The organism is Acinetobacter sp. AR_0276, from assembly GCF_003000705.1.
In the GTDB taxonomy this organism is placed as follows: domain Bacteria; phylum Pseudomonadota; class Gammaproteobacteria; order Pseudomonadales; family Moraxellaceae; genus Acinetobacter; species Acinetobacter nosocomialis.
The window spans coordinates 1825797-1851377 of record NZ_PSQO01000004.1 but is presented as its reverse complement, the minus strand read 5'-3'; the positions used below and the strand labels follow the sequence as shown (position 1 = coordinate 1851377).

The 25581-nt window shown below is 38.9% G+C and carries 24 protein-coding genes; 11 read left to right on the top strand and 13 right to left on the bottom strand.

The genetic code is table 11. The features are described 5' to 3' along the window. The first annotated feature begins 30 nt into the window (after positions 1–30). Both CSB87_RS09670 and CSB87_RS09665 read left to right on the top strand, forming a co-directional pair. Positions 31–1158: an anhydro-N-acetylmuramic acid kinase gene (locus CSB87_RS09670; RefSeq protein WP_004711281.1), complete on the top strand. Its 1128-nt coding sequence runs from the start codon at positions 31–33 to the stop codon at positions 1156–1158. A gap of 126 nt (positions 1159–1284) precedes the next feature. Further along, positions 1285–2130 carry an alpha/beta fold hydrolase gene (locus tag CSB87_RS09665; RefSeq protein WP_004882613.1) on the top strand — a complete coding sequence of 282 codons (846 nt, stop codon included), beginning with the start codon at positions 1285–1287 and terminating at the stop codon, positions 2128–2130. Positions 2131–2186: 56 nt separating this feature from the next. On the opposite strand, the gene erpA is transcribed toward CSB87_RS09665, so the two are convergent. From erpA to CSB87_RS09645, 4 genes are all read right to left on the bottom strand, one after another. After that, positions 2187–2522, bottom strand: coding sequence for an iron-sulfur cluster insertion protein ErpA (erpA, locus tag CSB87_RS09660; RefSeq protein ID WP_000993572.1), 336 nt, complete (start codon positions 2520–2522; stop codon positions 2187–2189). A gap of 124 nt (positions 2523–2646) precedes the next feature. Further along, positions 2647–3651, bottom strand: a complete 1005-nt coding sequence (locus CSB87_RS09655; RefSeq protein ID WP_004882610.1) for a putative solute-binding protein — start codon at positions 3649–3651, stop codon at positions 2647–2649. Between the two features lie 347 nt (positions 3652–3998). Beyond that, positions 3999–5006 carry a putative solute-binding protein gene (locus CSB87_RS09650; RefSeq protein ID WP_002051905.1) on the bottom strand — a complete coding sequence of 336 codons (1008 nt, stop codon included), beginning with the start codon at positions 5004–5006 and terminating at the stop codon, positions 3999–4001. Between the two features lie 255 nt (positions 5007–5261). Further along, complete coding sequence (locus tag CSB87_RS09645; RefSeq protein ID WP_004882608.1) at positions 5262–6266, bottom strand: putative solute-binding protein; 1005 nt, start codon at positions 6264–6266, stop codon at positions 5262–5264. 252 nt (positions 6267–6518) lie between these two features. Here CSB87_RS09645 and CSB87_RS09640 point away from each other — a divergent pair, with 252 nt between their 5' ends. Both CSB87_RS09640 and CSB87_RS09635 read left to right on the top strand, forming a co-directional pair. Then, positions 6519–8450: an ATP-binding cassette domain-containing protein gene (locus CSB87_RS09640; protein WP_004882605.1), complete on the top strand. Its 1932-nt coding sequence runs from the start codon at positions 6519–6521 to the stop codon at positions 8448–8450. Between the two features lie 266 nt (positions 8451–8716). After that, positions 8717–9274: a VTT domain-containing protein gene (locus tag CSB87_RS09635; RefSeq protein ID WP_004711274.1), complete on the top strand. Its 558-nt coding sequence runs from the start codon at positions 8717–8719 to the stop codon at positions 9272–9274. Positions 9275–9363: 89 nt separating this feature from the next. Here the strand turns inward: CSB87_RS09635 and cybC are convergent, their stop codons facing one another. From cybC to dnaA, 5 genes are all read right to left on the bottom strand, one after another. Then, a complete protein-coding gene (gene cybC, locus CSB87_RS09630) occupies positions 9364–9756 on the bottom strand; it encodes a cytochrome b562 (RefSeq protein WP_004711273.1) in 393 nt (130 codons plus the stop codon). Positions 9757–9793: 37 nt separating this feature from the next. After that, positions 9794–12262 carry a DNA topoisomerase (ATP-hydrolyzing) subunit B gene (gyrB, locus tag CSB87_RS09625; protein WP_004882604.1) on the bottom strand — a complete coding sequence of 823 codons (2469 nt, stop codon included), beginning with the start codon at positions 12260–12262 and terminating at the stop codon, positions 9794–9796. 52 nt (positions 12263–12314) lie between these two features. Beyond that, a complete protein-coding gene (recF, locus tag CSB87_RS09620; protein WP_004882603.1) occupies positions 12315–13397 on the bottom strand; it encodes a DNA replication/repair protein RecF in 1083 nt (360 codons plus the stop codon). Positions 13398–13411: 14 nt separating this feature from the next. Continuing rightward, positions 13412–14560, bottom strand: coding sequence for a DNA polymerase III subunit beta (gene dnaN, locus CSB87_RS09615; RefSeq protein WP_002051938.1), 1149 nt, complete (start codon positions 14558–14560; stop codon positions 13412–13414). 97 nt (positions 14561–14657) lie between these two features. Further along, positions 14658–16055 (bottom strand): chromosomal replication initiator protein DnaA, encoded by a 1398-nt coding sequence (gene dnaA / locus CSB87_RS09610; protein ID WP_002051932.1) that lies wholly within the window; start codon positions 16053–16055, stop codon positions 14658–14660. 670 nt (positions 16056–16725) lie between these two features. Between dnaA and rpmH the strand changes: the two genes are divergently transcribed. The 5 genes from rpmH (at position 16726) to mnmE (ending at position 20827) form a co-directional block, all read left to right on the top strand. After that, entirely contained in the window at positions 16726–16860 is a 135-nt protein-coding gene (gene rpmH, locus CSB87_RS09605; protein WP_000831329.1) for a 50S ribosomal protein L34, read from the top strand. 30 nt (positions 16861–16890) lie between these two features. Next, positions 16891–17283 (top strand): ribonuclease P protein component, encoded by a 393-nt coding sequence (gene rnpA, locus CSB87_RS09600; protein ID WP_004706196.1) that lies wholly within the window; start codon positions 16891–16893, stop codon positions 17281–17283. Between the two features lie 10 nt (positions 17284–17293). Further along, positions 17294–17614, top strand: a complete 321-nt coding sequence (yidD, locus tag CSB87_RS09595) for a membrane protein insertion efficiency factor YidD (RefSeq protein WP_002051924.1) — start codon at positions 17294–17296, stop codon at positions 17612–17614. 5 nt (positions 17615–17619) lie between these two features. Next, positions 17620–19380, top strand: a complete 1761-nt coding sequence (yidC, locus tag CSB87_RS09590) for a membrane protein insertase YidC (protein WP_004711270.1) — start codon at positions 17620–17622, stop codon at positions 19378–19380. Positions 19381–19471: 91 nt separating this feature from the next. Further along, the gene (gene mnmE / locus CSB87_RS09585; protein WP_004884265.1) at positions 19472–20827 is read left to right on the top strand and encodes a tRNA uridine-5-carboxymethylaminomethyl(34) synthesis GTPase MnmE; all 1356 of its coding nucleotides are present in this window, start codon (positions 19472–19474) and stop codon (positions 20825–20827) included. Between the two features lie 50 nt (positions 20828–20877). Here the strand turns inward: mnmE and CSB87_RS09580 are convergent, their stop codons facing one another. Next, entirely contained in the window at positions 20878–21141 is a 264-nt protein-coding gene (locus tag CSB87_RS09580; RefSeq protein WP_002051959.1) for a metal/formaldehyde-sensitive transcriptional repressor, read from the bottom strand. A 57-nt stretch (positions 21142–21198) separates the two neighbouring features. Here CSB87_RS09580 and dmeF point away from each other — a divergent pair, with 57 nt between their 5' ends. Together dmeF and CSB87_RS09570 are read left to right on the top strand one after the other, a co-directional pair. Continuing rightward, the gene (gene dmeF / locus CSB87_RS09575) at positions 21199–22212 is read left to right on the top strand and encodes a CDF family Co(II)/Ni(II) efflux transporter DmeF (RefSeq protein ID WP_032066838.1); all 1014 of its coding nucleotides are present in this window, start codon (positions 21199–21201) and stop codon (positions 22210–22212) included. A gap of 94 nt (positions 22213–22306) precedes the next feature. After that, complete coding sequence (locus CSB87_RS09570; protein ID WP_004884261.1) at positions 22307–23005, top strand: DsbC family protein; 699 nt, start codon at positions 22307–22309, stop codon at positions 23003–23005. A gap of 46 nt (positions 23006–23051) precedes the next feature. On the opposite strand, the gene CSB87_RS09565 is transcribed toward CSB87_RS09570, so the two are convergent. From CSB87_RS09565 to guaD, 3 genes are all read right to left on the bottom strand, one after another. Continuing rightward, positions 23052–23303: a GlsB/YeaQ/YmgE family stress response membrane protein gene (locus CSB87_RS09565; protein WP_004884259.1), complete on the bottom strand. Its 252-nt coding sequence runs from the start codon at positions 23301–23303 to the stop codon at positions 23052–23054. Between the two features lie 172 nt (positions 23304–23475). Beyond that, positions 23476–24003, bottom strand: coding sequence for a hypoxanthine phosphoribosyltransferase (hpt, locus tag CSB87_RS09560; protein ID WP_002051884.1), 528 nt, complete (start codon positions 24001–24003; stop codon positions 23476–23478). 214 nt (positions 24004–24217) lie between these two features. Continuing rightward, the gene (gene guaD, locus CSB87_RS09555; protein WP_004884255.1) at positions 24218–25543 is read right to left on the bottom strand and encodes a guanine deaminase; all 1326 of its coding nucleotides are present in this window, start codon (positions 25541–25543) and stop codon (positions 24218–24220) included. Between the last annotated feature and the right edge of the window lie 38 nt (positions 25544–25581).

The window sequence follows — 25581 nt, the reverse complement described above, 5'->3', positions numbered from 1 at the left end:
TTTTTCAGCGTCTTGCAGGGGAAGTTGCATATGAGCGCAATCTATATCGGCGTAATGACTGGCACTAGTATGGATGGTGTAGATATTGTTGCGGCTTCATTTGAGCCACTACAGCTTCATGCCACTCTTACAGTTCCTTTCGAACCCGAGTTACGTGATGAGCTTATGGCATTAACTTTACCCGATGACAATGAAATTGACCGTATGGGTAAAGCTGATGTTGCTCTAGCCAAAATGATTGGTCATGGGATTAATAGCTTAATTGAAAAGCATCAATTAGACCGTAGCCAAATTAAAGCGATCGGTTCGCATGGGCAAACTATTCGTCATCGTCCAGAGCATGGCTTTACGTTACAAATTGGCGACCCAAACATTATTACTGAAATCACTCAAATCCCGGTTGTTTCAGATTTCCGTCGTAGAGATATGGCTGCAGGCGGACAAGGTGCTCCATTAGTCCCAGCTTTTCATCAAGCATTATTTCAACATCCAAGCATTCATCGTGTGATTTTGAATTTAGGCGGCATTGCCAATGTAAGTATGTTACCTGCCAATAATCCTGACGGTGTATTCGGTTTTGATACGGGACCTGCGAATATTTTGATGGATGCATGGTGTCATCGCCATACGGGTCATCCATATGATGAAAATGGTGATTGGGCTGCTTATGGGCATCCTATTCGCTCTTTACTCGACCGTCTTCATGCGCATGAATATTTTTCTAAAGAGCCACCTAAAAGTACGGGACGTGAAGATTTCAATATTGACTGGCTAGATGATCAGTTAATCGATTGGCGTAATGATTTAACTTACGATGAGTTAGAAGATACACCAGAAAATATTCAAGCAACCTTATTAAAACTTACTGTGCGTGCTATTCAAAAAGCGATTTATCGTTCTGATATGGAAACAGGCGAAGTATATGTATGTGGTGGTGGGGCTTATAACTCTTATTTATTAGAACAATTACGCTGGCGTTTACGTAAGCACAATTGGTCAGTTCAAACCACAGATGTTTTAGGACTCTCCCCTACCTGGGTCGAGGCTACAGCATTTGCATGGTTAGCAATGCGTTTTGTGAATAGTTTAAGTGGTAATTTACCAGCAGTAACTGGTGCGTCTGATTTTAGAATTTTAGGAACAATCACGGCGGTATAAGATTTTTTATAAGTTCTTTTACCTAGATTCGACCTTATAGCACATTTACTGACCCGAAATGCTGTTATTTAAATGTGCATAAAAACTCATGATAAATGCCAACAAAAATAAGTAAGGCATGTTGTTATGGATTTGACCAACCGTATTCATCAATATACTCGTGGGGCTTGGACATTCGATGTGATTGATTCAGGCCCTATAGATGGCCCTCTCGTGGTTTTATTGCATGGCTTTCCAGAAACTGCACATAGTTGGGTGCAAACTTCTGAACTATTGCATCAGCATGGATTTAGAACACTTGCGATTCATCAACGTGGTTATAGTCTAAACGCTAGACCACAAAGCCGCTTTCATTACGCTTTAAGTGAACTAACTGAAGATGTCGCAGTTTTTATTAAGGGGCTTGGTCAACCAGTTTATTTAATTGGGCACGATTGGGGTTCTGTAATTGCGTCTAGTGTAACCATGAAGTATCCACAATATATTCAACATCTCACTTTAGTTTCTGTACCTCATCAAGCTGCTTTTTTAAAAGCTTGTTTAAGCAGCAGACAACTTTTTAAATCTTATTATTTTGCAATTTTTCAGCTCCCGATTCTGCCCGAACTTTTATTTAAAAAGATACCGAAATTAGGCCGTAAGTTTCTAAAGTCATCAGACATGACCGAACAGCAAATTGAAATATTCGAGACTGAGTTTATAAAAGAAAATAGGCTAACTACGGCGTTAAACTGGTATCGGGGCTTTTTTTGGGACAAGCCTGAAAATCCTTTTAAATCAATAGACGTCCCCACTCTTTTTATTTGGGGTAAGCATGATATTGCAGTAACAGAAAAAAGTGCCAAGTTAAATTCAGGCTATTTTAAAAATAATTATAAGGCTATTTTTATGGATGCCTCTCATTGGATTCCTTATCAAAATGCACCTGAACTCGTACAATACTTTTTAGAATCTATACATGATCAAGCATAATCTTATAAATAAAAAAACCTCTCTATAATGAGAGGTCTTTTTATTTAAAATTCTTTTTAAATCGAGAACGAAGAACCACAACCACAGGTTGTTGTCGCATTCGGGTTTTGCACAATAAAGCGTGAACCTTCAAGGCCTTCAACATAATCAACCACTGAGCCAACTAAATATTGATAGCTGAGCGAGTCAACCAGCATCTTTACATCGCCATTTACAAATTCAGCATCATCTTCATTTACGCTTTCGGCGAAATTGAAGCCGTATGAAAACCCTGAACACCCGCCTCCGGTTACATATACACGTAACATGAGATCGTCATTCCCTTCACTATCACGGAGTTGGCGTACCTTATTGGCAGCATTATCTGTCAAAACTAGAGCTTGGGCATTCATGATGATTGTTCCTCGGATTTTGCTGTGCCTTTCAAAATAAAAAAGACCCTATATTGAGTATAGCATAATCAATATAGGGTCTGTCTTCGAAGTTTAAAGCGAATCTTGAGTATTTTTATCAAGATTATTTGTAATTCTCATCTTGTAAGCCACATTCAAAGTTTTTCGCGTCTTGCTTACAACGGAATTGCCATAATAGTTTCATCATCCGTTTATCATAAACGCCGCGCTTTGTAAGGTTAATTCGTGATTCACGCATAAGCTTTTGATAGCCTGGTTTATCCGCAGCAGGTACATCCATCCAGTATTTTTGCGGAATATCCGCTTTCATTTTACCTAAGATAGTAAAGGCACGTGGTAACTGGCCTGCCACCCACTCTCTAGATTTTTGACCAAATCCAGTTGGGAATTTATCTGGACGGATAATAATATTTCCAGTCACCTGTAAGATTGGATAGTTAACGATTGCTCCTTTCGTACCTAAGCCTTTTTGTAGTTCTAAAGGTTTAAAAGCTGCTGCTGGGGCACCAATAATATCAACCTGATGATTATTAAATTTAGCTCCAAAGTTAGTCACATCAGCACTCACAGCCTGTGCCCCTACCTGCTGAACCATAATTTTTTGCGCTTCATCGTAATCTAGTACAGCAATTTTTTTACCCGCAGCTTTCGCCACTGTATTAATACTACGGTCGTTTACTAAAAGGTAAGCGTCCCCTACCGGAATAACACCAACGACTTCATAGCGCCCATTCACCATATATTTACTAAAGGTTGGACTCGCCAAACCTTGCATGACTTTAACAGCAAGTTTGAGATCGGGAATCGCACCAATAGCATCTAATGAACCTGTAAATGAGTTGAATTGACGCCCACGCATACCCGATACGCTAATGCCATCACACTTACCAGCTTTAAAATCTTCAGCAATCACTGCTTCGTTTTGATTTACTTTGAGTTCGATATCAGCTCCCCAGTTTTTCGCTGCAAGCTGATAATCTTTCATGAGTGCATAGACGTCACCATTTTTACCAACGAAGTCAAAAACACAAATAGTTTGTTTGGCTTCGGCTGCAAATGAAATTGTTGTGAGTCCCATCGCAAGTAAAAGCGTTTTGGAAAATCGCATATTCTTTTCCTTTCCTTGTAGATTTTTTGTTTTTAGCATCAAGAAATTTCACGCTGGTCGGCATGATTCTCATGAGATATGCTTCATCTAAAATTTGCGTTTAAGATATTTTTACGAGCAATTCTGTTTATATGAGCTCAATTAAAGAAAAATAGATATTTAAATATCGATAGTACTTCTTTGATCACTCACATCCTTGTTCAGTTTTTATACCTTCATATATCCAGATGAAGTTTTATCTTCAAATTAGATTAGCGACTTTTCAATTCACCACAATGGCTGAATTGACAGCCTATATAAAGCAAAAAAGCCTAGAACTAAGTCTAGGCTTTTAAGATCAATATGAATTATTCACCAGGCATTGAACATTCAAAGTTAGCTTTGTCTACAGAACAACGTGCTTTTTTCAATACAGACATCATACCAGCATCGTAAATACCACGTTTAGTTAAGTCCATACGGCCATCACGTAACATTTTTTGATACTTAAGTTTGTCTTCAGCACTTAGGTTCATTTTATATTTACCTGGAATTTGCGCTTCTAAACGGTTAATCATTGCAAAGTTTTTAGGTAATTGTTTCACGAACCAGTCACGAGACTTTTGGCCAAAGCCAGCAGGGAATTTATCAGCACGTAATACTAGGTCAGCAGTTACATGTAATACGGGGAAGTTCCACATTACACCATTTGCACCCAAACCTTTGTTTAATTCTAATGGTTTGTATGCATAAGCAGGCGCACCTACCATATCTACCTGACCATTGTTAAATTTAGCAGCAAAGTTTGAAATATCAGAAAGAACCGCCTGAGCACCTACACGCTGCACCATAATTTTTTGTGCATCGTCATAGCCTAACACGGCGAATTTTTTACCCGCAGCTTTTTCAACAGAGTTGATGTTTTTGTCACGTACGAAAATGAATGCTGAACCTAGCGGAGAGATACCAGCAACTTCGTATTTTTTACCACCAAGGTTAGTTGTCATTTTGGCAGCATTACGTGCATCTAATACATAAGTAATAGCACGTTGCGCGATTTGGTTATTAGGAACACCACCAAGCGAGTCGATTGATCCTGCGAATTTGTTATATTGGCGTGCACGCATAGCAGTCATTGCTACAGCATCACATTTACCAGCTTTGAAATCATTATCTGCAACAGCCTCGTCCTGACGAGGAACCAAGTTAATTTCAGTACCCCAGCCTTTTGCAGCTAGAGCCCATTCTTCCATCATTTTATATGAGTCGCCTGCTTTTCCTAAGAGGTCGAATACACACACGGTACTCGCTGCTTGCGCTGAAGCAGAAAAACCAACAACAGAAGCGGCAGCCATAGCAAGTACGATTTTTTTCATTTTCTTCATCCTTCCACGGAACAGATTTTTTGTTTGAAGTTTCCTTTCAAACACAGATATTAATCATGTTTTTTAGAAAAAAATAGAGCTTTTACTCAAATATTTTTATCTCATTGGATCATTGTTTGTGCTATTTAAATTATTTATCAAAATTAAAAACTACTAATTTTCCGTAAGTTACTTTTTATATTCACAATTTTCATACCCATATTCAGCTTTGAAATATGTGTAGCGATTTTGTGATTAAAAAACAAACTACTCACCATTGAGCGTACATTCAAAATTTGTTCGTTCAATGGTACATCGTGCACGTTTTAGTACACTCATCATGGTTGCGTCATATACTCCTTGCTTTGTAAGGCCAAGGCGACCTTCTCGTAATATTTTTTGATATTTCAGTTTATCTTCAACTGAAAAATTGATTTTAATTTTAGAGGGTACTCCAGCTTCCAACCGTTTCACCATCGCAAAATTTTGCGGTAATTGCTTAATGAACCAGTCACGAGACTTCATTCCAAAATTGGCTGGAAACCTATCACTTCTTGCAATTAAGTCCCCTGTAACGTTGACTACGGGAAAAGTAAACATTGCCCCATTTGTTCCAATACCTTTGCCTATTTCTAATGGTTTATACGCATAAGCAGGAGCGGCAATGGCATCGACTTGGCCATTATTAAATTTTTTCACAAAATCTGTAATTTCTGATGGGATAGGATGCGCACCTACACTTTCCACCATAATTTTTTGGGCTGCGTCATATTGTAAAATAGCAAATTTAGTACCGCGTACTTTTTCAATTGAGTTGAGGCTTTTATCTCTTACAAACAAATAAGCCAAACCAATCTGGACAATCCCCACCACCTCGTAGTTTGTTCCATTTTGTGCAGTTACCATACGATGTTTATTACGTTGGTCTAAAACGTAACTAATTGCCTTTTGAGCAATTGCATTACTTGTCACCCCACCAATAGCATCAATCGAACCTGCAAATTTATTGTAATTTCGCGCTCGCATTGAGGTCATATAAGCTGCGTCACATTTGCCCTCACGCAGTCTACGATCTACCAAAGCTTCGTCTTGAAATGGAATTAAAGTAATGTCGGCCTGCCAACTTTTCGCTGCCAGTGCCCACTCTTCCATCATTTTGTAGGATTCACCTGATTTTCCCAATAAATCGAATACACATACATTTTGCCCAGCATGTGCTGTTCCCATAGCACAGCAAAATACTGCACCAATTATCCCCAATCCTTTTTTCATTTGACTTTCCTTAGTCTAGTTTTATTAGGAGTTCATTTATCAACCAAGTTTTAAATTGTTTTTATTTTAGCCATATTTTTTAGAATGTGGTCTATCTCGTTAAAAATTTAGATATTTTCAGACGAATAGCTTTAATAAAGATAGGTTAAGCCATGCAATCTCAACATTTAGAAACTAAAACTCTGAAAGTTTTGTTTTCAGGTTCAGTTCTCTTTAAAATACAGCATCCCTAACTCACCTCGATAAGACAAGATGATTCAATTTGACCAAGTTTCTTTACGCCGCGGTGGACGTGTTCTCTTTCAAAAAGCGTCTATGCAATTACACCCAGGTTGGAAGATTGGTCTGACTGGGGTCAATGGTGCAGGTAAATCAACATTATTTGCAGCATTACTAGGCAGTTTAGGCGCAGATGAAGGTACTCTTACTCGCCCTTCGGTCTGGACAGTGGCGCATATGGCACAAGAAGTTAAAGCTCTAGACATGCCTGCCATCGATTTTGTTCTTTCTGGTGATGAAGAATATTGGGATATTCAAAATAAGCTTGCTCATCCAGATCAACTCACAGATTCAGACTTGGCTAAACTACATGGCCGCTTTGATGAAATTCACGGTTATTCAGCACCATCTAAAGCTGCCCAGCTTATGGCTGGCTTAGGTTTTTTAGAACATCAATTACGTTTAAACGTTGCTAGCTTTTCTGGTGGATGGCGTATGCGCTTAAACTTGGCGCGTACATTAATGAGTCGTTCTGATCTACTGTTACTAGATGAACCAACAAACCACTTAGATTTAGATGCAATTTTGTGGTTAGAAGACTGGCTTAAAGCCTATGAAGGTACCCTCATCCTCATTTCGCATGACCGCGACTTTTTAGATGCAATTACAGACCATATTCTCCATATTGAGAATCAGGAACTCACGCTTTACACCGGTAATTACTCCACATTTGAAACAACTCGAAGTGAACGTTTAGCACAACAACAGCAAGCTTTTGAAAAGCAACAAGAAACACGTGCTCACCTACAAAAATTTATTGACCGTTTCAAAGCAAAAGCAACTAAAGCTCGTCAGGCACAAAGTCGTATAAAACAACTTGAGCGTATGCAGCAACTCGCACCTGCTCATGTAGATACACCGTTTACTTTTAGTTTTCGTGAACCGACCAAAATGAGTTCACCGTTGCTGACGTTAGATAATGCCAGCATAGGTTATGGTGAAAAGCTAATTGCTGAAAAAATCAGATTACAAATTACACCAAATTCGCGTATTGGTTTACTTGGTATGAACGGCGCAGGTAAATCAACTTTGATTAAGAGCTTGGTCGGTGATTTACCACTTCTAGCAGGTGAACGTAAAGCTTCAGAGTTACTTAATATTGGTTACTTTGCACAGCACCAAATGGATGCTTTAGACGGCCATGCCAGCCCGATGCTTCAACTTGCCCGTTTGGCAGATAAACAAATTAGTGAAGCCACTTTACGTTCATTTCTGGGGAGTTTCGGGTTTAGTGGTGAACGCATGGATACACCATGTGAAAGCTTTTCTGGCGGTGAGCGCGCTCGTTTGGCCCTAGCACTGATTGTATGGCAGCGTCCAAATGTTTTAATTCTCGATGAGCCAACAAACCATTTAGATCTTGATATGCGTCATGCACTGAGCATGGCTTTACAAGATTTTGAAGGTGCTGTTGTTCTGGTTTCCCACGAACGTCAACTTATTGCCAGTGTGTGTGATGAGCTTCTTTTAGTACACGGCGGCAAATGTACCGAATTTGAAGGTGATTTGCAGGATTATGCTAAATGGCTACGTGAAGCGCGTCAGCAGCAGATCAATGCTCAGACTGCTATAGCAGCAAATAACTCATCTGCTGCTGCCCCTGCTCCAACTAAAGTTGATAAAGAAGCACAGCGTAAGGAAGCCGCACGCCGTCGCGAACAGACTCGTCCTATTCGTAAAAATATTGAAAAAGTTGAGTCACAAATTGAAAAACTTCAACCGCGACTTGCTGAAATTGAAGAAGCTTTAGCAGATAGCTCATTATATGAAGCGAATCGTAAAGATGATTTGCTTAAGCTGATGAATGAACAGACTGAGTTGAAGGCGAAGCTTGAACAACATGAAGAGCAACTTTTAGAACTCATGATGGAACTTGAGGAAATGGAAGCTTCTTTCGAAAACTAAGTTCTTACCAGTACTGGTATTTTTAAGTACCAGTACTGGCTTTTAGTTCAAATTAGAGCTTTATTTGCACTACTATATAAAAATTTGAATGACTTCTAATAATATTTCATTCAGCTGTTAAATTTTTGAGATAGATTCAAATTTGATAACATATAAAACTTAAGCTACATCTTAAGGGTTGCCATATACAGATAATTTAACTAAATTCTGTAACTTCGTTTTTACCCTTCTTGAGTAGGTATTTAATTCGGGATCAGACAAACTGAATGAATTTTATTGATTTTATTACTAATTTTGAACATTTTTTACCTATTTTAATTCAGGAGTATGGCGCATGGGTCTATGCCATACTCTTTTTGATCATTTTTTCTGAGACAGCTTTTGTTTTTATGTTCTTTTTACCAGGAGATAGTTTACTTCTAACTGTAGGGGCACTTTGCTCAGTAATTGAAATGATGCATCTGGGTTATATGATTACTTTGCTTACCATAGCTGCCACCCTAGGCTATATTGTGAACTACTCTATTGGGCGTCATTTTGGTAACCGTATTTTTGAAGCAAAATCACGTTTTATTAAGAAAGAGTATTTAAATAAAACCAACCGTTATTTCTTACAACACGGTGGCAAAACCATTCTTCTGGCACGCTTTATTCCTTTTGCACGCTCTTTTGCACCATTAGCTGCTGGCTCTAGCAATATGAGTTATGGAAAGTTTTTAATCTATAATGTCGCTGGAGCTATTTTGTGGATCTGCCTTTTGTTAACTGCTGGATATTTGTTTGGCCACGCACTCATTCAAGTTACAGACTTAGTAGAAAATTAATCTTTTTCAAGTTAATCCACTCAAATAAACCAAAAAAATAAAGGGAATGAATCAATCATTCCCTTTATTTTATTTAGATCAAAATGAATCTATCTAAATTTTTTATGGTTTTCATTACGAATATTAACCAGATTTATTGCTTCAGTTTTGGCTTGGTCTAATTGACCTTTATCAACCAATACAGTAACGCGATCAATTTCAGCAACCAACTGATCTAAACCCGCTTGATATTGCTTTACCTGTACATTTTCCGGCGGTAAACCTTCTAACTTATGAGGTAAAGATTTTTTTGAAGATAATGCAGCCTGACGCATAATCACAAGCTGCTGTTTTGCGTTATTGAGATCTTTCGCTTCAGCAAAGGCTTTTGTGCTCTTTGCTAAAGTTTTCATGTCAGCTTCCAAGTCAGCTGCAAATGCAGAATGACTCACTAAAGCTGCACATGAAATCAACATACTTGCTATAAACTTTTGACTCATCATCTTCTCTCCTTAGACTGATTTAGAATCTAGCTATCAATTAAGCATCAATATCTGCATTTAATGCATTTTCTTCAATGAAGGCACGACGTGGTTCAACGTCATCACCCATTAAGCATGAGAACATACGATCGGCTTCGATTGCATCATCAATAGTCACCTGTAACATATTACGGTTTTCAGGGTCCATTGTGGTTTCCCAAAGCTGTTCAGCATTCATCTCACCCAGACCTTTATAGCGCTGGATCATCATACCGCGACGCGAATCTTGCAGAATGTGCTGCCATACCTGATGGAAGTTAACCACTTGAATACGACGATCACCCTTCTGTAAATATGCACCATCTTCAATTAAATTGAACCAACTCTTAGAGTTCTTCAATAAACGCGCATATTCTGCTGAGTTTAATAGGCCAGCATCAAGTAAGTAAGCATGTGGCAAGTTATGGACATATACAGTCACACGTGGCCAATAATGTGCTGTTTTCTCGCCTTGAGCATTTTCACGTTCGAAGGTTTCAAGCGTAATTTCAGGGCGCAAACTTGGCTGTAGTCTTTGTACAGCTTCGCGTACTTGATCTGCCCATTGCTGTACATAAGCCTGGTCATGGTTCTGATCAGCTTTAAAGGCATCTACTTCAAGTAATGCATCAAGTAAGCTTGCTGGATAACGCAACGTTAAACGTTGTAAGCTCTTTTGTGAAACTTGATAGTCTTGGATCACTTTTGCTAATGCTTCGCCTGTAATTGCAGGTGCTTCTGCACTAATATGCAAAGCAAGCTCATCAATTGCATTTGAAATTAAATAAGTTTCCAAAGCATCATTATCTTTAATATATTGCTCTTGCTTACCTTTTTTCAGTTTATACAAAGGTGGCTGTGCAATATAGATATGACCACGTTCAACTAACTCCGGCATTTGACGGAAGAAGAACGTTAATAACAATGTACGGATGTGCGAACCATCGACGTCGGCATCGGTCATAATAATAATTTTATGATAACGAAGCTTGTCAGGGTTATATTCTTCACGGCCAATACCACAGCCAAGTGCTGTAATTAATGTACCGACTTCCTGACTCGAAATCATTTTGTCAAAGCGGGCACGTTCAACGTTCAAGATTTTACCTTTCAAAGGTAAAATAGCTTGCATTTTACGGTTACGACCTTGCTTAGCACTACCACCCGCAGAGTCACCCTCGACAAGATATAATTCAGAAAGTGCCGGATCTTTTTCCTGACAGTCAGCCAATTTACCTGGCAAGCCTGCGATATCTAATGCACTCTTACGACGTGTCATTTCACGCGCTTTACGCGCAGCATCACGTGCACGAGCAGCGTCAATAATCTTACCAGCAATTGATTTTGCAGCTTGCGGGTTTTCTAGTAAGTAAGCAGAGAACTCTTTGTTCATTGCCTGCTCTACTGCTGGTTTTACCTCACTCGATACCAATTTTTCTTTCGTTTGAGAAGAGAATTTTGGATCAGGAACTTTAACCGAAATAATAGCAGTTAAACCTTCACGCGCATCATCACCAGTCACATTCACTTTTTCTTTCTTGAGAATGTTTTCATTTTCAAGGTATTGGTTTAAGCCACGCGTTAATGCCGCACGGAAACCTGCTAAGTGTGTACCACCATCTTTTTGTGGAATGTTGTTTGTGAAACAACGAACATTTTCTTGATAACTATCATTCCACTGCAATGCAACTTCTACAGCAATGCCGTTATCTGCATCAGCCGTGAAATGGAAAATTTCGTTCAGATGATTTTTACCTTCGTTAATGTATTTAACAAACTCAGATAAACCACCTTCATAGTCATAAACATGTTCAAGATTAATACGCTCATCACGTAAAACGATACGTACACCAGCATTTAAGAAAGAAAGTTCACGTAAGCGGCGCGCTAAAATTTCAACGTTAAAAATGGTTTGACTAAAAGTTTCTGCACTTGGCCAGAAGCGTACAATCGTACCTGTGTTATCCGTTTCACCAATCACACGTAATGGATATTGCGGATCACCATGATGGTATTCTTGTTCATGAATTTGGCCAGCACGATTAATAATTAAATGTAATTTACTAGACAGTGCGTTTACGACTGATACACCTACACCGTGCAAACCACCTGAAACTTTATAGCTGTTATCATCAAACTTACCGCCTGCATGCAGAATGGTAAGAATAACTTCTGCTGCAGATACACCTTCTTCAGGGTGAATATCAGTTGGAATACCACGGCCATTATCTGAAACACTCACCGATTCATCTTCGTGAATCGTGACAATAATTTCGTCACAGTGACCCGCTAAGGCTTCATCGATTGCGTTATCGACAACCTCGAATACCATATGGTGTAAACCGGTACCGTCGTCTGTATCCCCAATATACATGCCCGGACGTTTACGAACTGCATCTAATCCACGTAATACTTTAATACTAGAGGAATCATAAGCCTTTTCATTGGTTTGTTCTGTTTGAGAGGCTGATTGAGACTCTGAACTCATGGTTTCTCCCTAGCAAATATAGGTTTATTCAAAGATGGTTAACATCAAAAAATTATGGTGAAGCAAGACTAACTTGACCGGATTCAACACTGAATAATTGATATGAAATAGACAGATCACGTAAATGTTTTTTTACCGATGCATGATCTAAAGTTGTCATAAAAACCTGGCTACCAAGTTGGCTTAATCGTTCAATTAAACGTTGTTGTGCGGTTAAGTCTAATTCTGCTGTCAGATCATCTAATAATACCACAGTTTCCTTATTACTCGCATGCAACATTGCAATTTGTGACAGTTTTAAGGCAATAATCAGGAGTTTTTTCTGACCTCTTGATAAAACATCATCGGCGTGTCCAAAAGGTGTTTTTAAGCGCAAATCTGCCCGATGTGGACCATACTCTGTATAACGTCTTTCAATGTCTTTTTGATGCTGATTCAGCAAGTCTTGCATGAGCCCCTGCTCTGTATGAAAACCGGGGCTATATTCCAGCTCAATCTCTAAATCAGGCAGTAACTGTCTTAAATCATTTTGGAAATATACATTCCATTGTTCTACGATACTTAAACGCTGTGAGTGTAAAATTTCACCATAATCACTCAACATTTTGTTCCACGGCTCTAAGTCAGCCAAAGAAAGATTGCGTCTTGTTTTGAGTAAGGTATTTCGCTGTTTTAAAGCTCGAGAGTAATACTGCCAAGCAAAATAAAACTCAGGTTCCACGTGGAACATTAGCCAATCTAAAAGCTGACGTCTTGGCTTAGCACCATGGTCAATAATATCTGTACTTTGTGGATCAATATGCTGTAAAGGGAGTAATTTGGCGAGTTGACCTTGGGTTGCAACTGTATCTCCATTTACTTTCATCAACTGCTCGCCAGAAGCGAGTTTCTGCATACCAATTTTTTCAGTTGCTGACTGAGCAAACACAATCGCGTCGTCAGCCTCATATTGAATATAGTTTTTTGGGATATGTGTGCGGAATGAGCGACCTGTTGCAAGTAAATGGATCGCTTCCAAAATTGATGTTTTACCCGAACCGTTAGCGCCATAAAAAACATTAAACGGTTGCAAACCATGGAGTGCAACCGTTTTTAAATTACGCACGCGTTCTATGTTTAAGCGCGTAAGATGCATAGAATTAAACCAGTTTAGACACGCATCGGCATAACAACATAAGTCTGGTCAGGATGAGCAGGATCTTGTACTAATACTGATTGGTTCGCTTCAGTCATGCTCATATTTACATCATCGCCATCTAATACACCCAACACATCAAGTAAATATTGAGCATTAAATGACATTTCTAATGGCGTATTTTGATATTGGATTGCTAAATCCTCAATCGCTTCATCTTGTTCAGGGTTATTTGCACGAAGCTGTAAAGAATCCTGATTAAAGTTTAAGAACACACCACGTAATTTCTCATTACTTAAAATTGCGACACGTTGTAATGATTGTTTAAATACGTCATGACCAATCAAAACATGTTTATCACCACCACGTGGAATCACACGGCGGTAGTCTGGGAATTTCCCATCAATCAATTTTGTCGTAAAACGAACTGTAATATCACCTTGTTCTTTATCACGGCTTGGCGTATTAATCGTTACATTTAATAATTCACGACCAATAAGCAAAGTGAGTTGCTCATCTTCAATACTAAGTAAGCGTTGTAGTTCACCAACAGCTTTACGAGGCACAATTGCTTGTACTAATTGAGACGAACTAGAAGAGGCCAAAATTTCACATAGGGCAAGACGGTGGCCATCAGTTGTGACTGCACGCAATTGATTTTCATCAATTTCTAACAAAGTACCAGTTAAATAAAAACGTACATCTTGTACAGCCATTGCAAAAGCAGTTTTTTCAAATAAACGCTTTAGTTCACGTTGAGTCACCTGTACTTGCGTACCTTGGCTATTCTCAGTATTTAACAACGGGTAATCTTCTGCTGGTAAAGTACCTAATACAAAACGGCTATTACCAGACTTTAAAATACATCTTTGATCTTCAGTAATTTGTAAATCAATCAATGCAGCGGTAGGCAAAGATTTACAAATGTCCATTAACTTACGAGCAGGAACAGTCGTTTCACCTGCTTCAAGACACGCCCCTTCTGATAAAGCAGTGCTCGCCACCAGTTCAACTTCTAAATCCGAACCAGTAATGGTGAGTGCTTGACCATTAGTCTGAATTTTGACGTTTGAAAGAATATTCAAGGTATGACGACGTTCTACCGCACCGACAACATGCGATAAAACATTGAGTAAACTTTCTTTAGCGATTTTCAAACGCACGATTCATTCCTCTAGCAACTTGGAGCAAACATTTCATTTTTTAGCTGTGTACTATGCTGCACTTATGGAGACTTTGCAACAACGTCTTATGATTTCATTAACTCTGAAGAAGACGTAGTAAATTCTTATAATCTTCGTCAAAGATAGGATCTTCTTCCCGCAAACTGACCACTTTTTCACAAGCATGCATCACGGTACTATGGTCTCGCCCACCAAAAGCCATTCCAATTTCCGGAAAACTATCACCAGTCAACTCACGGGCAAGCCCCATTGCCAATTGGCGTGGTCGAGCATAAATTCGTGTCCGTTTTGGACCTACCAGTTCTTTTAGAGGAATACGGAAATATTCACTCACTACACGTTGGATATTTTCCACACTGATTGTACGAGCACGGATTGCCAATACATCTTTTAAAGACTCTCGCACAACATCAAGGTCGATTGGAGCACCTTTAAAACGTGAAATTGCGACAACTTTATTAAGAGCACCTTCAAGTTCACGTACGTTTGCTACCACTTGTTGTGCAATAAATAATGCGCAGTTTCTAGGCAAATCAACGCCACTATTCTCAGCTTTTTTAAGTAGAATTTCGATTCGGGTTTCAATATCTGGTGGCTCAACACCTACTGATAGTCCCCATGAAAAACGAGAAACCAATCGTGGATCAAGTTCTGTTAATTCTTTAGGATATCGATCAGACGTTAAAATAATTTGTTTAGATTCATCAAGTAAGGCGTTAAATGTATAAAAGAATTCAACAAGACTAGCTTCTTTACCAGCCAAAAGGTGAATATCATCCACTAATAACAAATCTAAAGAACGACAATTTTTCTTAAACTCTTCAACCTTTCCTTTTTGTAATGAACTCACAAAATCTTGTACAAAACTTTCCGAAGTCATATACATGACTCTCGCATTCGGCTTAGCTTGCAGTAAAGCATTACCAACCGCTTGCATTAAGTGAGTTTTACCAAGACCCGTTGGACCATATAAAAACAAAGGGTTATGTTGAGAAGCACCTAATTGTGTTAATACTTTTCTACAAGTTTCCGCTGCCATTTGGTTAGAACGGCCTTCAACAAATAACGAAAAAGTAAATTGTGGGTTTAATAGTTTCTTTTTTGAAGTTTTCGAACTAACTGCAGGGTTAGCAACAGGTTCTGGTTCTCTTTTAACCTTAGTAGGTTGTGAAACTGGTGCACTTTGTAAAGCAGCTGTAGTTGTTGCTGGTTGTTCATTAGAAGACAAAATACTACCAGGACGCGAATCGACCAAGATTTCAACCTGACGTACACGTCCCTCAGACAATTGTTCCGCCAATATAGATATTAACTCTAAATGATTCTCTTGAATATAACGTGTCCAATAAGGATTAGGGGCATATAGACGTAGGATACCCTCTACTTCTTCAGCTACTAAAGGGCGAATCCACATCGCAAAGACGTTATCAGAGAGCTCTTGTCGCAAGCGAGTTAAGCAGTCTGTCCAAAGCATGTGTATCCCCTATGTCTGCGTTTTAAATTCAAATCATTTAAAGATTAACCCTTCCTGATGAGAAGGGGTCGCCATTCTACCCAAGTTATCCACATCTGTCATGACGAATTCGGTTGATTTTGACTAAAAAGAAATCTCTTGTGAATAAATTTAAATTCAAAACCAATTGTGTATAACTTTTTGCACATCCTGTGGATAAATTATCACATAAACTTATCCACAATCCATAAAGATAATAAAAACAGAGTTATCAACAGTTCAAATATATGTTTTTTAAATTTAAAACCATCAAATCCACAGAAAAAGTCCACACTAATAAGAATAAATTTAAATTTTAAAATTTGAATTTATTTAATAGGGTCACTCCCAATTGTGGATAACTAAAAAATATGAATTTAAATTCAAATATACCAAATCCAAACTCATTCCACATCAAGGTTTGTTGATAAGTATGTAAATAAGAAGTGTATATCTTAAAAGTCATAATAAAAATAAACAATTACTTTGTGTATAACTTTTAAATGATAAAAATTGACTTAATATAAAGAGAGGATGAAGAACTAAAAATTTGACTTAAATACAAAACTTTCTCTGTTTATCATTGACAGAGTAAACATTGCACAATAAAATCGCGGACCTTTATAGAAAGATCATTTTTGGGAGTTTCGATATGAAACGTACTTTCCAACCATCTGAATTAAAGCGTAAACGCGTTCATGGTTTCCGTGCTCGTATGGCAACTAAAGCTGGTCGTCAAGTATTAGCTCGTCGTCGTGCAAAAGGTCGTCATAGCTTAACTGTTTAATTACTGTTACGCTGACCAGACTTGGGTGTGATGGCACTTTACAGTTTTAGCACAGATCGTCGTGTACGCTGTGCTGCAGATTATAAAAGTGTATTTGATGGTGCGCTTTTTAAAGTGCATCAACCCCATTTTTTATTTCTTGCAAAATTCACCGAACAGCCTAATAGCCGTTTGGGTATTGTTGTTGCTAAGAAAAAAGTGCGCCGTGCGCATGAAAGAAATCGAATAAAGCGTCTTGCTCGTGAGAGCTTTCGTCTAAATCAGCCGAAATTTGGGTTAGACATAGATGTTGTTGTAATGCCTAAAGTTGGTATAGAAACGATTACGAACGCTGAGCTATATCAACAATTAGATTTTGCTTGGCAAAAATTACAACGCTTGGCAAAAAAACATTCTAAAGTTGTCCCAACCTCGCAAAATTAAGAGATGACCAATGGTTCGTATTTTGCGTTGGTTCATTCGACTGTATCAAATTGCGATTAGTCCGCTTCTTGGACCCCGTTGTCGTTATATCCCAACTTGTTCCCAATATGCGATAGAAGCATTACAAACTCATGGTGCAATCAAAGGCGTTTGGCTATCTTCTAAACGTATTTGCAGATGTCATCCATGGGGAGGCTCCGGATATGATCCGGTACCGCCAAAAGCAATTCGTTTTATTTCGTTTCATCAAATAGATTCTCAAACGCATCATGTTGCTGTACCCTTTCGTGATCGTTTAATGAAGCAAAATCTCTCTAACCATTTGGGGTAATAGATATGCAACAATGGGCCAGGTTTGCAATTCTCGGGGCCATGTTTGTCACCGCATATTTGCTCATTTTGGCTTGGCAAAAAGATTATGGAAATGCTGCAACTGCACCGCAACAACAAGCGGCGGCTGTAAGTTCACATGAAATATCTGCTGATTTGCCAAATGCTAAAACTGCAACAGTGGCTTCCGATGTGCCACAAGCAAATATTGCGCAGTCACAAACCACAGATGCGACAGCACCTGTGAATCAACAGCTTATTTCAGTACAAACTGACCTTTATCATCTTTGGATTAATCCAAAAGGTGGTGATATTGTTCGTATTGAATTACTCTCTCACGACAAAAGCAAAGACAGTAATCAACCTTTTGTTATGCTTGAAAATGATGCCAAGCGTACATATGTTGCTCAGTCTGGCTTAATTGGTTTGAATGGACCAGATAGTAGTCGTGGTGGTCGTCCGTTATATGCGGTTGAAAAAACATCATATACTTTGGCTGATGCTAAGGGTGTGCAGGATCAAAAGGGACAGTCTGAAAAAGTTTTAAGCGTACCAATGGTATTTAAAACACCAGAAGGCGTTGAAATTATTAAAACTTTCACCTTTACCCAAGGTCAATACCCGATTGTTGTAAGCCATCAAGTGATTAACCGTAGCCAACAAAACTGGCAAGGTCAGATGTTTGGACAGTTAAAGCGTGATAACTCTGAGGATCCTGGTAAGTCTTCTCAAGGTATTTTTACTCTAGGGACGTTCTTAGGGGGAGCTTGGGGTACGCCTGATTCACACTATAACAAGCTTAAGTTTGCTAATTTCTCAGAAGAAAAATTAAATGCTGATGCTAAAGGTGGGTGGGTTGCGATTGTTCAGCACTATTTTGTAAGTGCTTGGATTCCAGGAAACCTTAAACTGACTCAAGCAAATGGTCAGCCTTATGTTGCTAAGCTTGAATCACGTCAGTCTGCGGATCATATGAATATTATTGGCTTTACTTCGCCAGTAATTAATGTTCCAGCTGGCACTTCAATGGAAGTAGATGCAAAGCTTTATTCAGGTCCTAAAGTACAATCTGAATTAAAAGATTTAGCTGTCGGTCTGAACCAGACTGTGGACTATGGTTGGTTATGGCCAATTGCGAAGTTATTGTTCTTAGGTCTTCAATTCTTCCATAGCATTGTAGGCAACTGGGGATGGTCAATCATCTTACTTACCATTATGGTGAAGATGATCTTGTGGCCTTTATCTTCAAAAAGTTATCGTTCTATGGCGAAAATGCGTGTGATTGCACCAGAAATGCAACGCATGAAAGAAGAGTTCGGTGAAGACCGTATGCGCTTCTCGCAAGAAATGATGGCGCTTTATAAACGTGAACAAGTGAACCCATTGTCTGGTTGTTTGCCGTTATTGCTACAAATGCCAATTTTCCTTGCGTTGTACTGGGTACTCATGGAAAGTGTGGAATTACGTCATGCACCATGGTTAGGCTGGATTCAAGACTTATCTGCAATGGATCCTTGGTTCATCTTGCCGTTAATTATGGGTGCGACAATGTTTGCTCAGCAAATGTTGAACCCGCAACCAGCTGATCCAATGCAAGCGAAAGTATTCCGCATTATGCCGATTATGTTCACGGTATTTATGTTGTTCTTCCCTGCGGGTCTAGTGTTGTACTGGATTGTGAACAACAGTATTACTATTTTACAGCAATGGTTTATTAACAAGAGTGTTGAGAAAAGTCGTCTAAACAAGACTGAATCAGCATCTTAATCGTTGAACTTTTGCTGAATCAATCCGCTTAAGATGGTAATCTTAGGCGGATTTTTCTTTGGCTGTATTTTAGGTTTTTTAGGTGAATAATATGCAAAGTCAAACCACAATTGCTGCAATTGCAACGCCACCAGGGCGTGGTGGAGTGGGCGTGATTCGCTTATCTGGACCTAAGGCCTATGATATTGCTCAGAATCTGACACAAAAAAACTTGCCTGAAGCGCGTATGGCAGGTTTTCGTAAGTTTTATGATGCTGATGGAAGCATTATGGATGAAGGCATTGTCCTATGCTTTCCAAATCCGCATTCGTTTACTGGTGAAGATGTTGTCGAATTACAGGGGCACGGCGGTCCCATCATTCAAAATGCTCTCCTTGGCCGTTTATTTGAGCTAGGTGCAATTGCTGCGAAAGCTGGGGAATTCTCCATGCGAGCTTTTGAAAATGGCAAAATGGATTTGGTACAAGCGGAAGCTATTGCCGATTTAATTGATGCCACCTCTCAAGCTGCGGCTCGTTCGGCAGTTCGTTCTCTGCAAGGTGCATTTTCAACAAAAATTAATACAGTTTTAGAAAAACTGATTCATTTACGTTTGCACGTAGAAGCTGCGATTGATTTTCCAGAAGAAGAAATTGATTTTTTGGCTGATGGCAAAATTTTAGCTTTACTGGAAGATGTTAAACAGTCGGTGCATGCCGTTCAAACTTCTGCACGACAAGGACAATTACTCCGTGAAGGTCTACAGGTTGTTATTGCGGGTAAACCAAATGCCGGTAAATCGAGCTTGTTAAATGCGCTTGCTGGTGTAGAACGAGCGATTGTAACGGACATTGCTGGTACGACTCGTGATGTTTTGCATGAAAAAATTAGCTTAAATGGTTTACCAATTACCTTAACTGATACAGCAGGTCTTCGTGAAACTGGAGATGTGGTCGAGAAAGAAGGTATTCGCCGTGCAATCAAAGAAATTGAGCAGGCCGATTTGCTGTTATTGGTCTACGATTTAAATCAAGGTGATGACCCATTACAACTTGCTCAAGAATACTTTGCTGAACATATTGAACCGCGTCGTCTCATATTAATCGGCAATAAATGTGATTTAACTGGTCAATCTGCCGAAATAGGCGATTATCAAGGATTCCGTCATATTACAGTTTCAGCAAAACAAGAGATGGGTGTACAAGGCCTCGTAGATGCGATTACAGCGCATGCAGGCTTTCACCCTGAGGAAGATACATTTATTGCGAGAACTCGTCATTTAGACGCAATGAAGCGCACTCAGCTCTATTTGGCAGAGGCACGTGAGCAACTTGTTGTATTTAACGCTGGTGAACTCGTTGCTGAATCACTACGTCTTGCTCAAAATGCTTTAGGTGAAATTACTGGAGACTTTAGTGCCGATGATCTATTAGGCAAAATCTTCGGTTCTTTCTGCATTGGAAAATAATTTTAAATAATCTGGATGATACATATTGTTGTGTCATCCAGAACTTTCTTTTAGCCATATCTTTTTAAAACTTTTAAAAATTCTTCTAGCTCATTTTGATCGATTTCTGCACCTTTAAGCACATGATGATGTAAGTGCTGTTCCATTAATTCACTCATTAAACCGTTTATAGCACCTTTTATGGCTGCAACTTGCTGCAAAATATCGATACATGAAGATTCTGCTTGTTCTATCGCATTTTCAATGCTGTTGATTTGTCCTTTTAACCGTTTTACACGATTAAGAATTTTTTTATCCTGACCAATGTGACTCATCTGTTTTCTCTTGTAGAATTTAATATACTGGTAGGGAGTATATTGGGTTTAAATTTTATGCAGGATCATAGTGTATCACGTCATCATCAACATCAGTTTGATGAAGGAAATCCCTTAGCACAAAAACGGATTTTGATTGCAACCATTTTAACGGCGTCCATGATGGTACTGGAAGTATTTGGTGGATGGTTCTTCAATTCAATGGCACTATTGGCCGACGGTTGGCATATGAGTTCACATATGTTGGCCCTTGGTTTAGCTTACTTTGCCTATCGTGCAGCTCAATATTATTCAAAAGACCATCGTTTTAGTTTTGGGACGTGGAAGATTGAGATTTTAGCCGGCTATAGCAGCGCAATTTTGCTGATGGTTGTGGCTATTTTTATGGCTTTTCAGTCAGTTCAACGTTTATTTAACCCGGTGGAAATTTTTTATAATGAAGCTATTCCAATTGCAATTTTAGGTTTAGTTATTAACTTGATTTGTGCCTGGTTACTTCATGATGATGGTCACCATCACCATCACCATCACCATCACCATCACCATCACCATCACCATCACCATCAGCATGAGCATGAGCATGAGCATGAGCATGAGCATCGGCCTCATCACCATGATTTGAACCAAAAAGCTGCATTTTTACATGTGGTTGCAGACGCTGTAACTTCTGTTTTTGCAATTGTTGCGCTTTTCGCAGGTAAATATTTTGGATGGGATTTTTTAGATGCCCTTTTAGGGATTTTAGGTGCTATTTTAGTTGCAAAGTGGTCATTTGGTTTAATGAAAGAGACAGGAAAAACTCTTCTAGATGCTGAAATGGATCATCCAGTAGTTGAAGAAATTCGGGAAGTAATAGCCGAATTTCCAAAACATGTTGAAATTACAGATATTCATGTCTGGAAAGTCGCGAAAGGTAAATTTTCTTGTATTTTAGCGCTAGAAACTGATGATATTTCTTTGAATGCAGACCAGATTCGTCATGCTTTATCGATTCATGATGAAATCGTGCATATATCGGTAGAAATTAATACTTTAAAACCTATTTATGTTCCACGTGAAACATTAGCATAACTGGGTAGAAGTTTGGTTATATCTCGGTAATCAGTTCTGTTTTCATTAACGGAACTGACTAAAATGTTCACTCTCCTGTCCTCGAGTCGGTTTTATGCTTAAAAAATTAGGAATATTGGCATTATTTAGTCTAACAACAAGTTTGAGTTTCGCTAATGTAGATACAGTTCGGGAAAATATTAAAAAACAATATCCTAATTTAAAAATTAGCAATATTCAGAAAACCGAAATGCCTGGGTTATATAGCGCCAATCTAGATCAACAAATCATTTATCTTGGTGAAGATGGTCAGCATATGCTGGTAGGCTCTATGATCCGCTTAAAGGACCAGAAGAATTTAACCAAAGACTTAGTTCTAGGACAAAACTCAATTGATTGGAAGCAATTACCTTTAAAAGATGCCATTAAAACGGTCAAAGGTAATGGTCAGCATGTTTTAGCGGTATTCTCCGATCCGAATTGCCCTTATTGTAAAAAACTTGAACCTGAACTCGATAAACTTAAAGATGTAACAATTTACACGTTTATTTACCCTTTAAAACCTCAGTCTATTGTGGTTTCTAGACAAGTTTGGTGTGCACCGAGCCAGTCATACTCTTGGAAGAAACTGATTGAACAAGGTGTAAAACCAACAGTTGCGAGCTGCGCAAACCCAATTGATCGGAACTTGGAACTTGGAAGAAAATTAGGTTTTAATGCTACTCCTACCCTAATTTTTGCAAACGGTTTTAAACTAGTAGGTGCAAGGTCTGCTGAAGAAATTCAGGAAGTTTGGAAAGAGCTAGGCCTGTAAATAAAAAAAGCACCATTAGGTGCTTTTTTTATGAATGAACTGAAGTTTAGCTTTTTCGTACAATCAAGTTGTAAATAAACAAAATGATGACTGCACCAATTACGGAAGCGATAAAGCCCGCAGCTGAATTTTCTCCGTAAAGACCAAGTAAACGACCACCATAAGTGGCTAAAAGTGAACCTGCGATACCAATTAAAGTAGTAACGATAAAACCTGCTTTATCATCACCAGGATGTAAAGCACGTGCAATTAAGCCTGCGAAGAAACCAACCACAATAGCAACAATAAGTGACCACATATTTGTTCTCCAGTTGTTTTTTTGATGAAGTTAATGATTTTGCTTCATATTCTATCGTGCGACAGAGCCAACTGTTTTGTCTGTAGCAGATTGCGACTTTTTGTGTCTTTTTTGTTCAAAGCTAAAACGTTATATAAAAAAATAGCACCTTATGGTGCCATTTTTATGAAATTTATAAACCAATCTCACCAATAAATGGCAAGTGACGATATTTCTGGTCGTAGTCTAAGCCATAGCCTACAATAAACCGATCTTCAACTTCAAAACCTAAAAACTTAACTTCGAGATCAATTTCACGGCGTGATGGTTTACTCACTAATGTGCATAATTGAATCGAATTTGGTTCGCGAGTTTGCAACATTTCCACAACTTTGCTTAAGGTGTTGCCAGAGTCAATAATATCTTCAACCACCAGCACATCTTTACCACGAATTTCACCGTCAAGATCTTTTAAGATTTTAACGTCTCGACTTGAAGTGGTACCGCCGCCGTAACTAGACACTGTCATGAAATCGAGTTCGTGCGGTTTGGTAATGGTACGGCATAAGTCTGCCATGAAAATAACAGAACCACGAAGTAGACCAATCAGAACCAATTCTTTGTCACTATTTGCATAATGAGAATTGATTTGCTCGCCGAGCTCTTTGACTTTTGCTTGAATTTCTTCGGTTGAAATCATGATGCTCATTGCAACAGTCATGGCAGATTCCTACAAGATATAAAAGAAAAAATAAAAAAGGTGTTGACCTGCAACACCTCGAAAATCTGAGTTAATGGTAAAATTTTAAAGCAAAATGACGTTTCATGCACCCTTTGATGGCTGTGAAATTTTATCATTTTGCGGATTATGTCGATCACGCTTTAACGCAATAGCACATATTCCAAATAATAACAAAAACTTAACAATGCCTTTTTTATTTGGCTGTTTCTTTTTGATAAGCACGGTTTCCATAAATATAAGTCGCCTCAATATTACGGTCATCACCTAAAGTGAATAATGCAAACAGCGAATCTTCAACAGACTTAGATTTAGACTGGCGAAGTTCCTGTAATGCTGTTGGCTTTAGGTTGAGTACCACAAAGTCTGCTTCTTTACCGACGTTGAAGTTGCCTAACTGATCCTGCAAATCGAGTGCTTTTGCTCCGCCTAGGGTTGCATGATAAAGCGCTTCATAAGCTGAAAGTTTATCACCTTGTAATTGCTGAACCTTATAAGCTTCGTTAACAGTTTGCAGTAAGCTAAACGAAGTACCTGCACCAATGTCTGTCCCCAAACCTACTTTGACTTGCTTTTCCCAAGTTTTTTTCAATGGGAATAAACCACTACCTAAGAAAAGATTTGAAGTTGGGCAAAATGCGATAGCCGATTGTGTATCATGCATACATTGCCATTCTTCATCTTCTAAGTGAACACAATGCGCAAACACAGAACGTTTACCAGTTAGGCCATAGTGTTGATAAACATCTAAATAGCCAGCTTGTTCCGGAAATAAAGATTTCACCCAAGCGATTTCATCTTTGTTTTCACTTAAATGTGTATGGACATAAACATCTGGAAATTCTTGTTTTAGCTGCCCTGCTCTTTCTAATTGCTCAGGTGTAGAAGTCGGTGCAAATCGTGGCGTAATCGCATACAGAGCACGGCCTTTACCATGCCATTTTTTAATGAGTGCTTTAGTATCGCTGTAAGCTGTTTCTGGCGTGTCACACAGCGCTTCAGGGGCATTACGGTCCATGAGTACCTTACCGGCAATTAAACGCATCTGAACGCGCTCTGCGGCTTCAAATAAGGCATCAACAGACTCGGGATGAACAGTACAGAACACCAGTGCTGTGGTTGTGCCGTGTTTTAAGAGTTCCTGAATAAAGAACTGGGCAATTTCGCTTGCATATGCTTTGTCTTGAAACTGGATTTCGGTTGGGAACGTATAGGTGTTGAGCCAGCTTAAAAGTTGTTCGCCGTAAGCTCCAACCATTTCGGTTTGCGGGAAGTGAATATGCGTATCAATAAAGCCAGGTACAATCAATTGTTCTGGATAATGTTGAACCTCAACTCCAGCAGGTAGATGCTGCTCTGCATCTTCCCATGCACCAAACCATTTGATCTTTCCATGTTCACTAATCAATACACCATCTTCCAAATAACGTACTTGATTTGGAATATCAGTTGGCTCAGAGACAGTTTGTTGAATATCTAAAAAACGACCACGCACAACGGTGGTATTTGCGATCAATGACATGGATAGCCTATATATTTTCACTTTTTTCGATTGATTGT

Bases quoted from the DNA above. Each gene is read 5' to 3' on its own strand.
- CSB87_RS09670 (WP_004711281.1), top strand. From the start codon at position 31: ATGAGCGCAATCTATATCGGCGTAATGACTGGCACTAGTATGGATGGT.
- CSB87_RS09665 (WP_004882613.1), top strand. From the start codon at position 1,285: ATGGATTTGACCAACCGTATTCATCAATATACTCGTGGGGCTTGGACA.
- erpA (WP_000993572.1), bottom strand. From the start codon at position 2,522: ATGAATGCCCAAGCTCTAGTTTTGACAGATAATGCTGCCAATAAGGTA.
- CSB87_RS09655 (WP_004882610.1), bottom strand. From the start codon at position 3,651: ATGCGATTTTCCAAAACGCTTTTACTTGCGATGGGACTCACAACAATT.
- CSB87_RS09650 (WP_002051905.1), bottom strand. From the start codon at position 5,006: ATGAAAAAAATCGTACTTGCTATGGCTGCCGCTTCTGTTGTTGGTTTT.
- CSB87_RS09645 (WP_004882608.1), bottom strand. From the start codon at position 6,266: ATGAAAAAAGGATTGGGGATAATTGGTGCAGTATTTTGCTGTGCTATG.
- CSB87_RS09640 (WP_004882605.1), top strand. From the start codon at position 6,519: ATGATTCAATTTGACCAAGTTTCTTTACGCCGCGGTGGACGTGTTCTC.
- CSB87_RS09635 (WP_004711274.1), top strand. From the start codon at position 8,717: ATGAATTTTATTGATTTTATTACTAATTTTGAACATTTTTTACCTATT.
- cybC (WP_004711273.1), bottom strand. From the start codon at position 9,756: ATGATGAGTCAAAAGTTTATAGCAAGTATGTTGATTTCATGTGCAGCT.
- gyrB (WP_004882604.1), bottom strand. From the start codon at position 12,262: ATGAGTTCAGAGTCTCAATCAGCCTCTCAAACAGAACAAACCAATGAA.
- recF (WP_004882603.1), bottom strand. From the start codon at position 13,397: ATGCATCTTACGCGCTTAAACATAGAACGCGTGCGTAATTTAAAAACG.
- dnaA (WP_002051932.1), bottom strand. From the start codon at position 16,055: ATGCTTTGGACAGACTGCTTAACTCGCTTGCGACAAGAGCTCTCTGAT.
- rpmH (WP_000831329.1), top strand. From the start codon at position 16,726: ATGAAACGTACTTTCCAACCATCTGAATTAAAGCGTAAACGCGTTCAT.
- rnpA (WP_004706196.1), top strand. From the start codon at position 16,891: ATGGCACTTTACAGTTTTAGCACAGATCGTCGTGTACGCTGTGCTGCA.
- yidD (WP_002051924.1), top strand. From the start codon at position 17,294: ATGGTTCGTATTTTGCGTTGGTTCATTCGACTGTATCAAATTGCGATT.
- yidC (WP_004711270.1), top strand. From the start codon at position 17,620: ATGCAACAATGGGCCAGGTTTGCAATTCTCGGGGCCATGTTTGTCACC.
- mnmE (WP_004884265.1), top strand. From the start codon at position 19,472: ATGCAAAGTCAAACCACAATTGCTGCAATTGCAACGCCACCAGGGCGT.
- CSB87_RS09580 (WP_002051959.1), bottom strand. From the start codon at position 21,141: ATGAGTCACATTGGTCAGGATAAAAAAATTCTTAATCGTGTAAAACGG.
- dmeF (WP_032066838.1), top strand. From the start codon at position 21,199: ATGCAGGATCATAGTGTATCACGTCATCATCAACATCAGTTTGATGAA.
- CSB87_RS09570 (WP_004884261.1), top strand. From the start codon at position 22,307: ATGCTTAAAAAATTAGGAATATTGGCATTATTTAGTCTAACAACAAGT.
- CSB87_RS09565 (WP_004884259.1), bottom strand. From the start codon at position 23,303: ATGTGGTCACTTATTGTTGCTATTGTGGTTGGTTTCTTCGCAGGCTTA.
- hpt (WP_002051884.1), bottom strand. From the start codon at position 24,003: ATGACTGTTGCAATGAGCATCATGATTTCAACCGAAGAAATTCAAGCA.
- guaD (WP_004884255.1), bottom strand. From the start codon at position 25,543: ATGTCATTGATCGCAAATACCACCGTTGTGCGTGGTCGTTTTTTAGAT.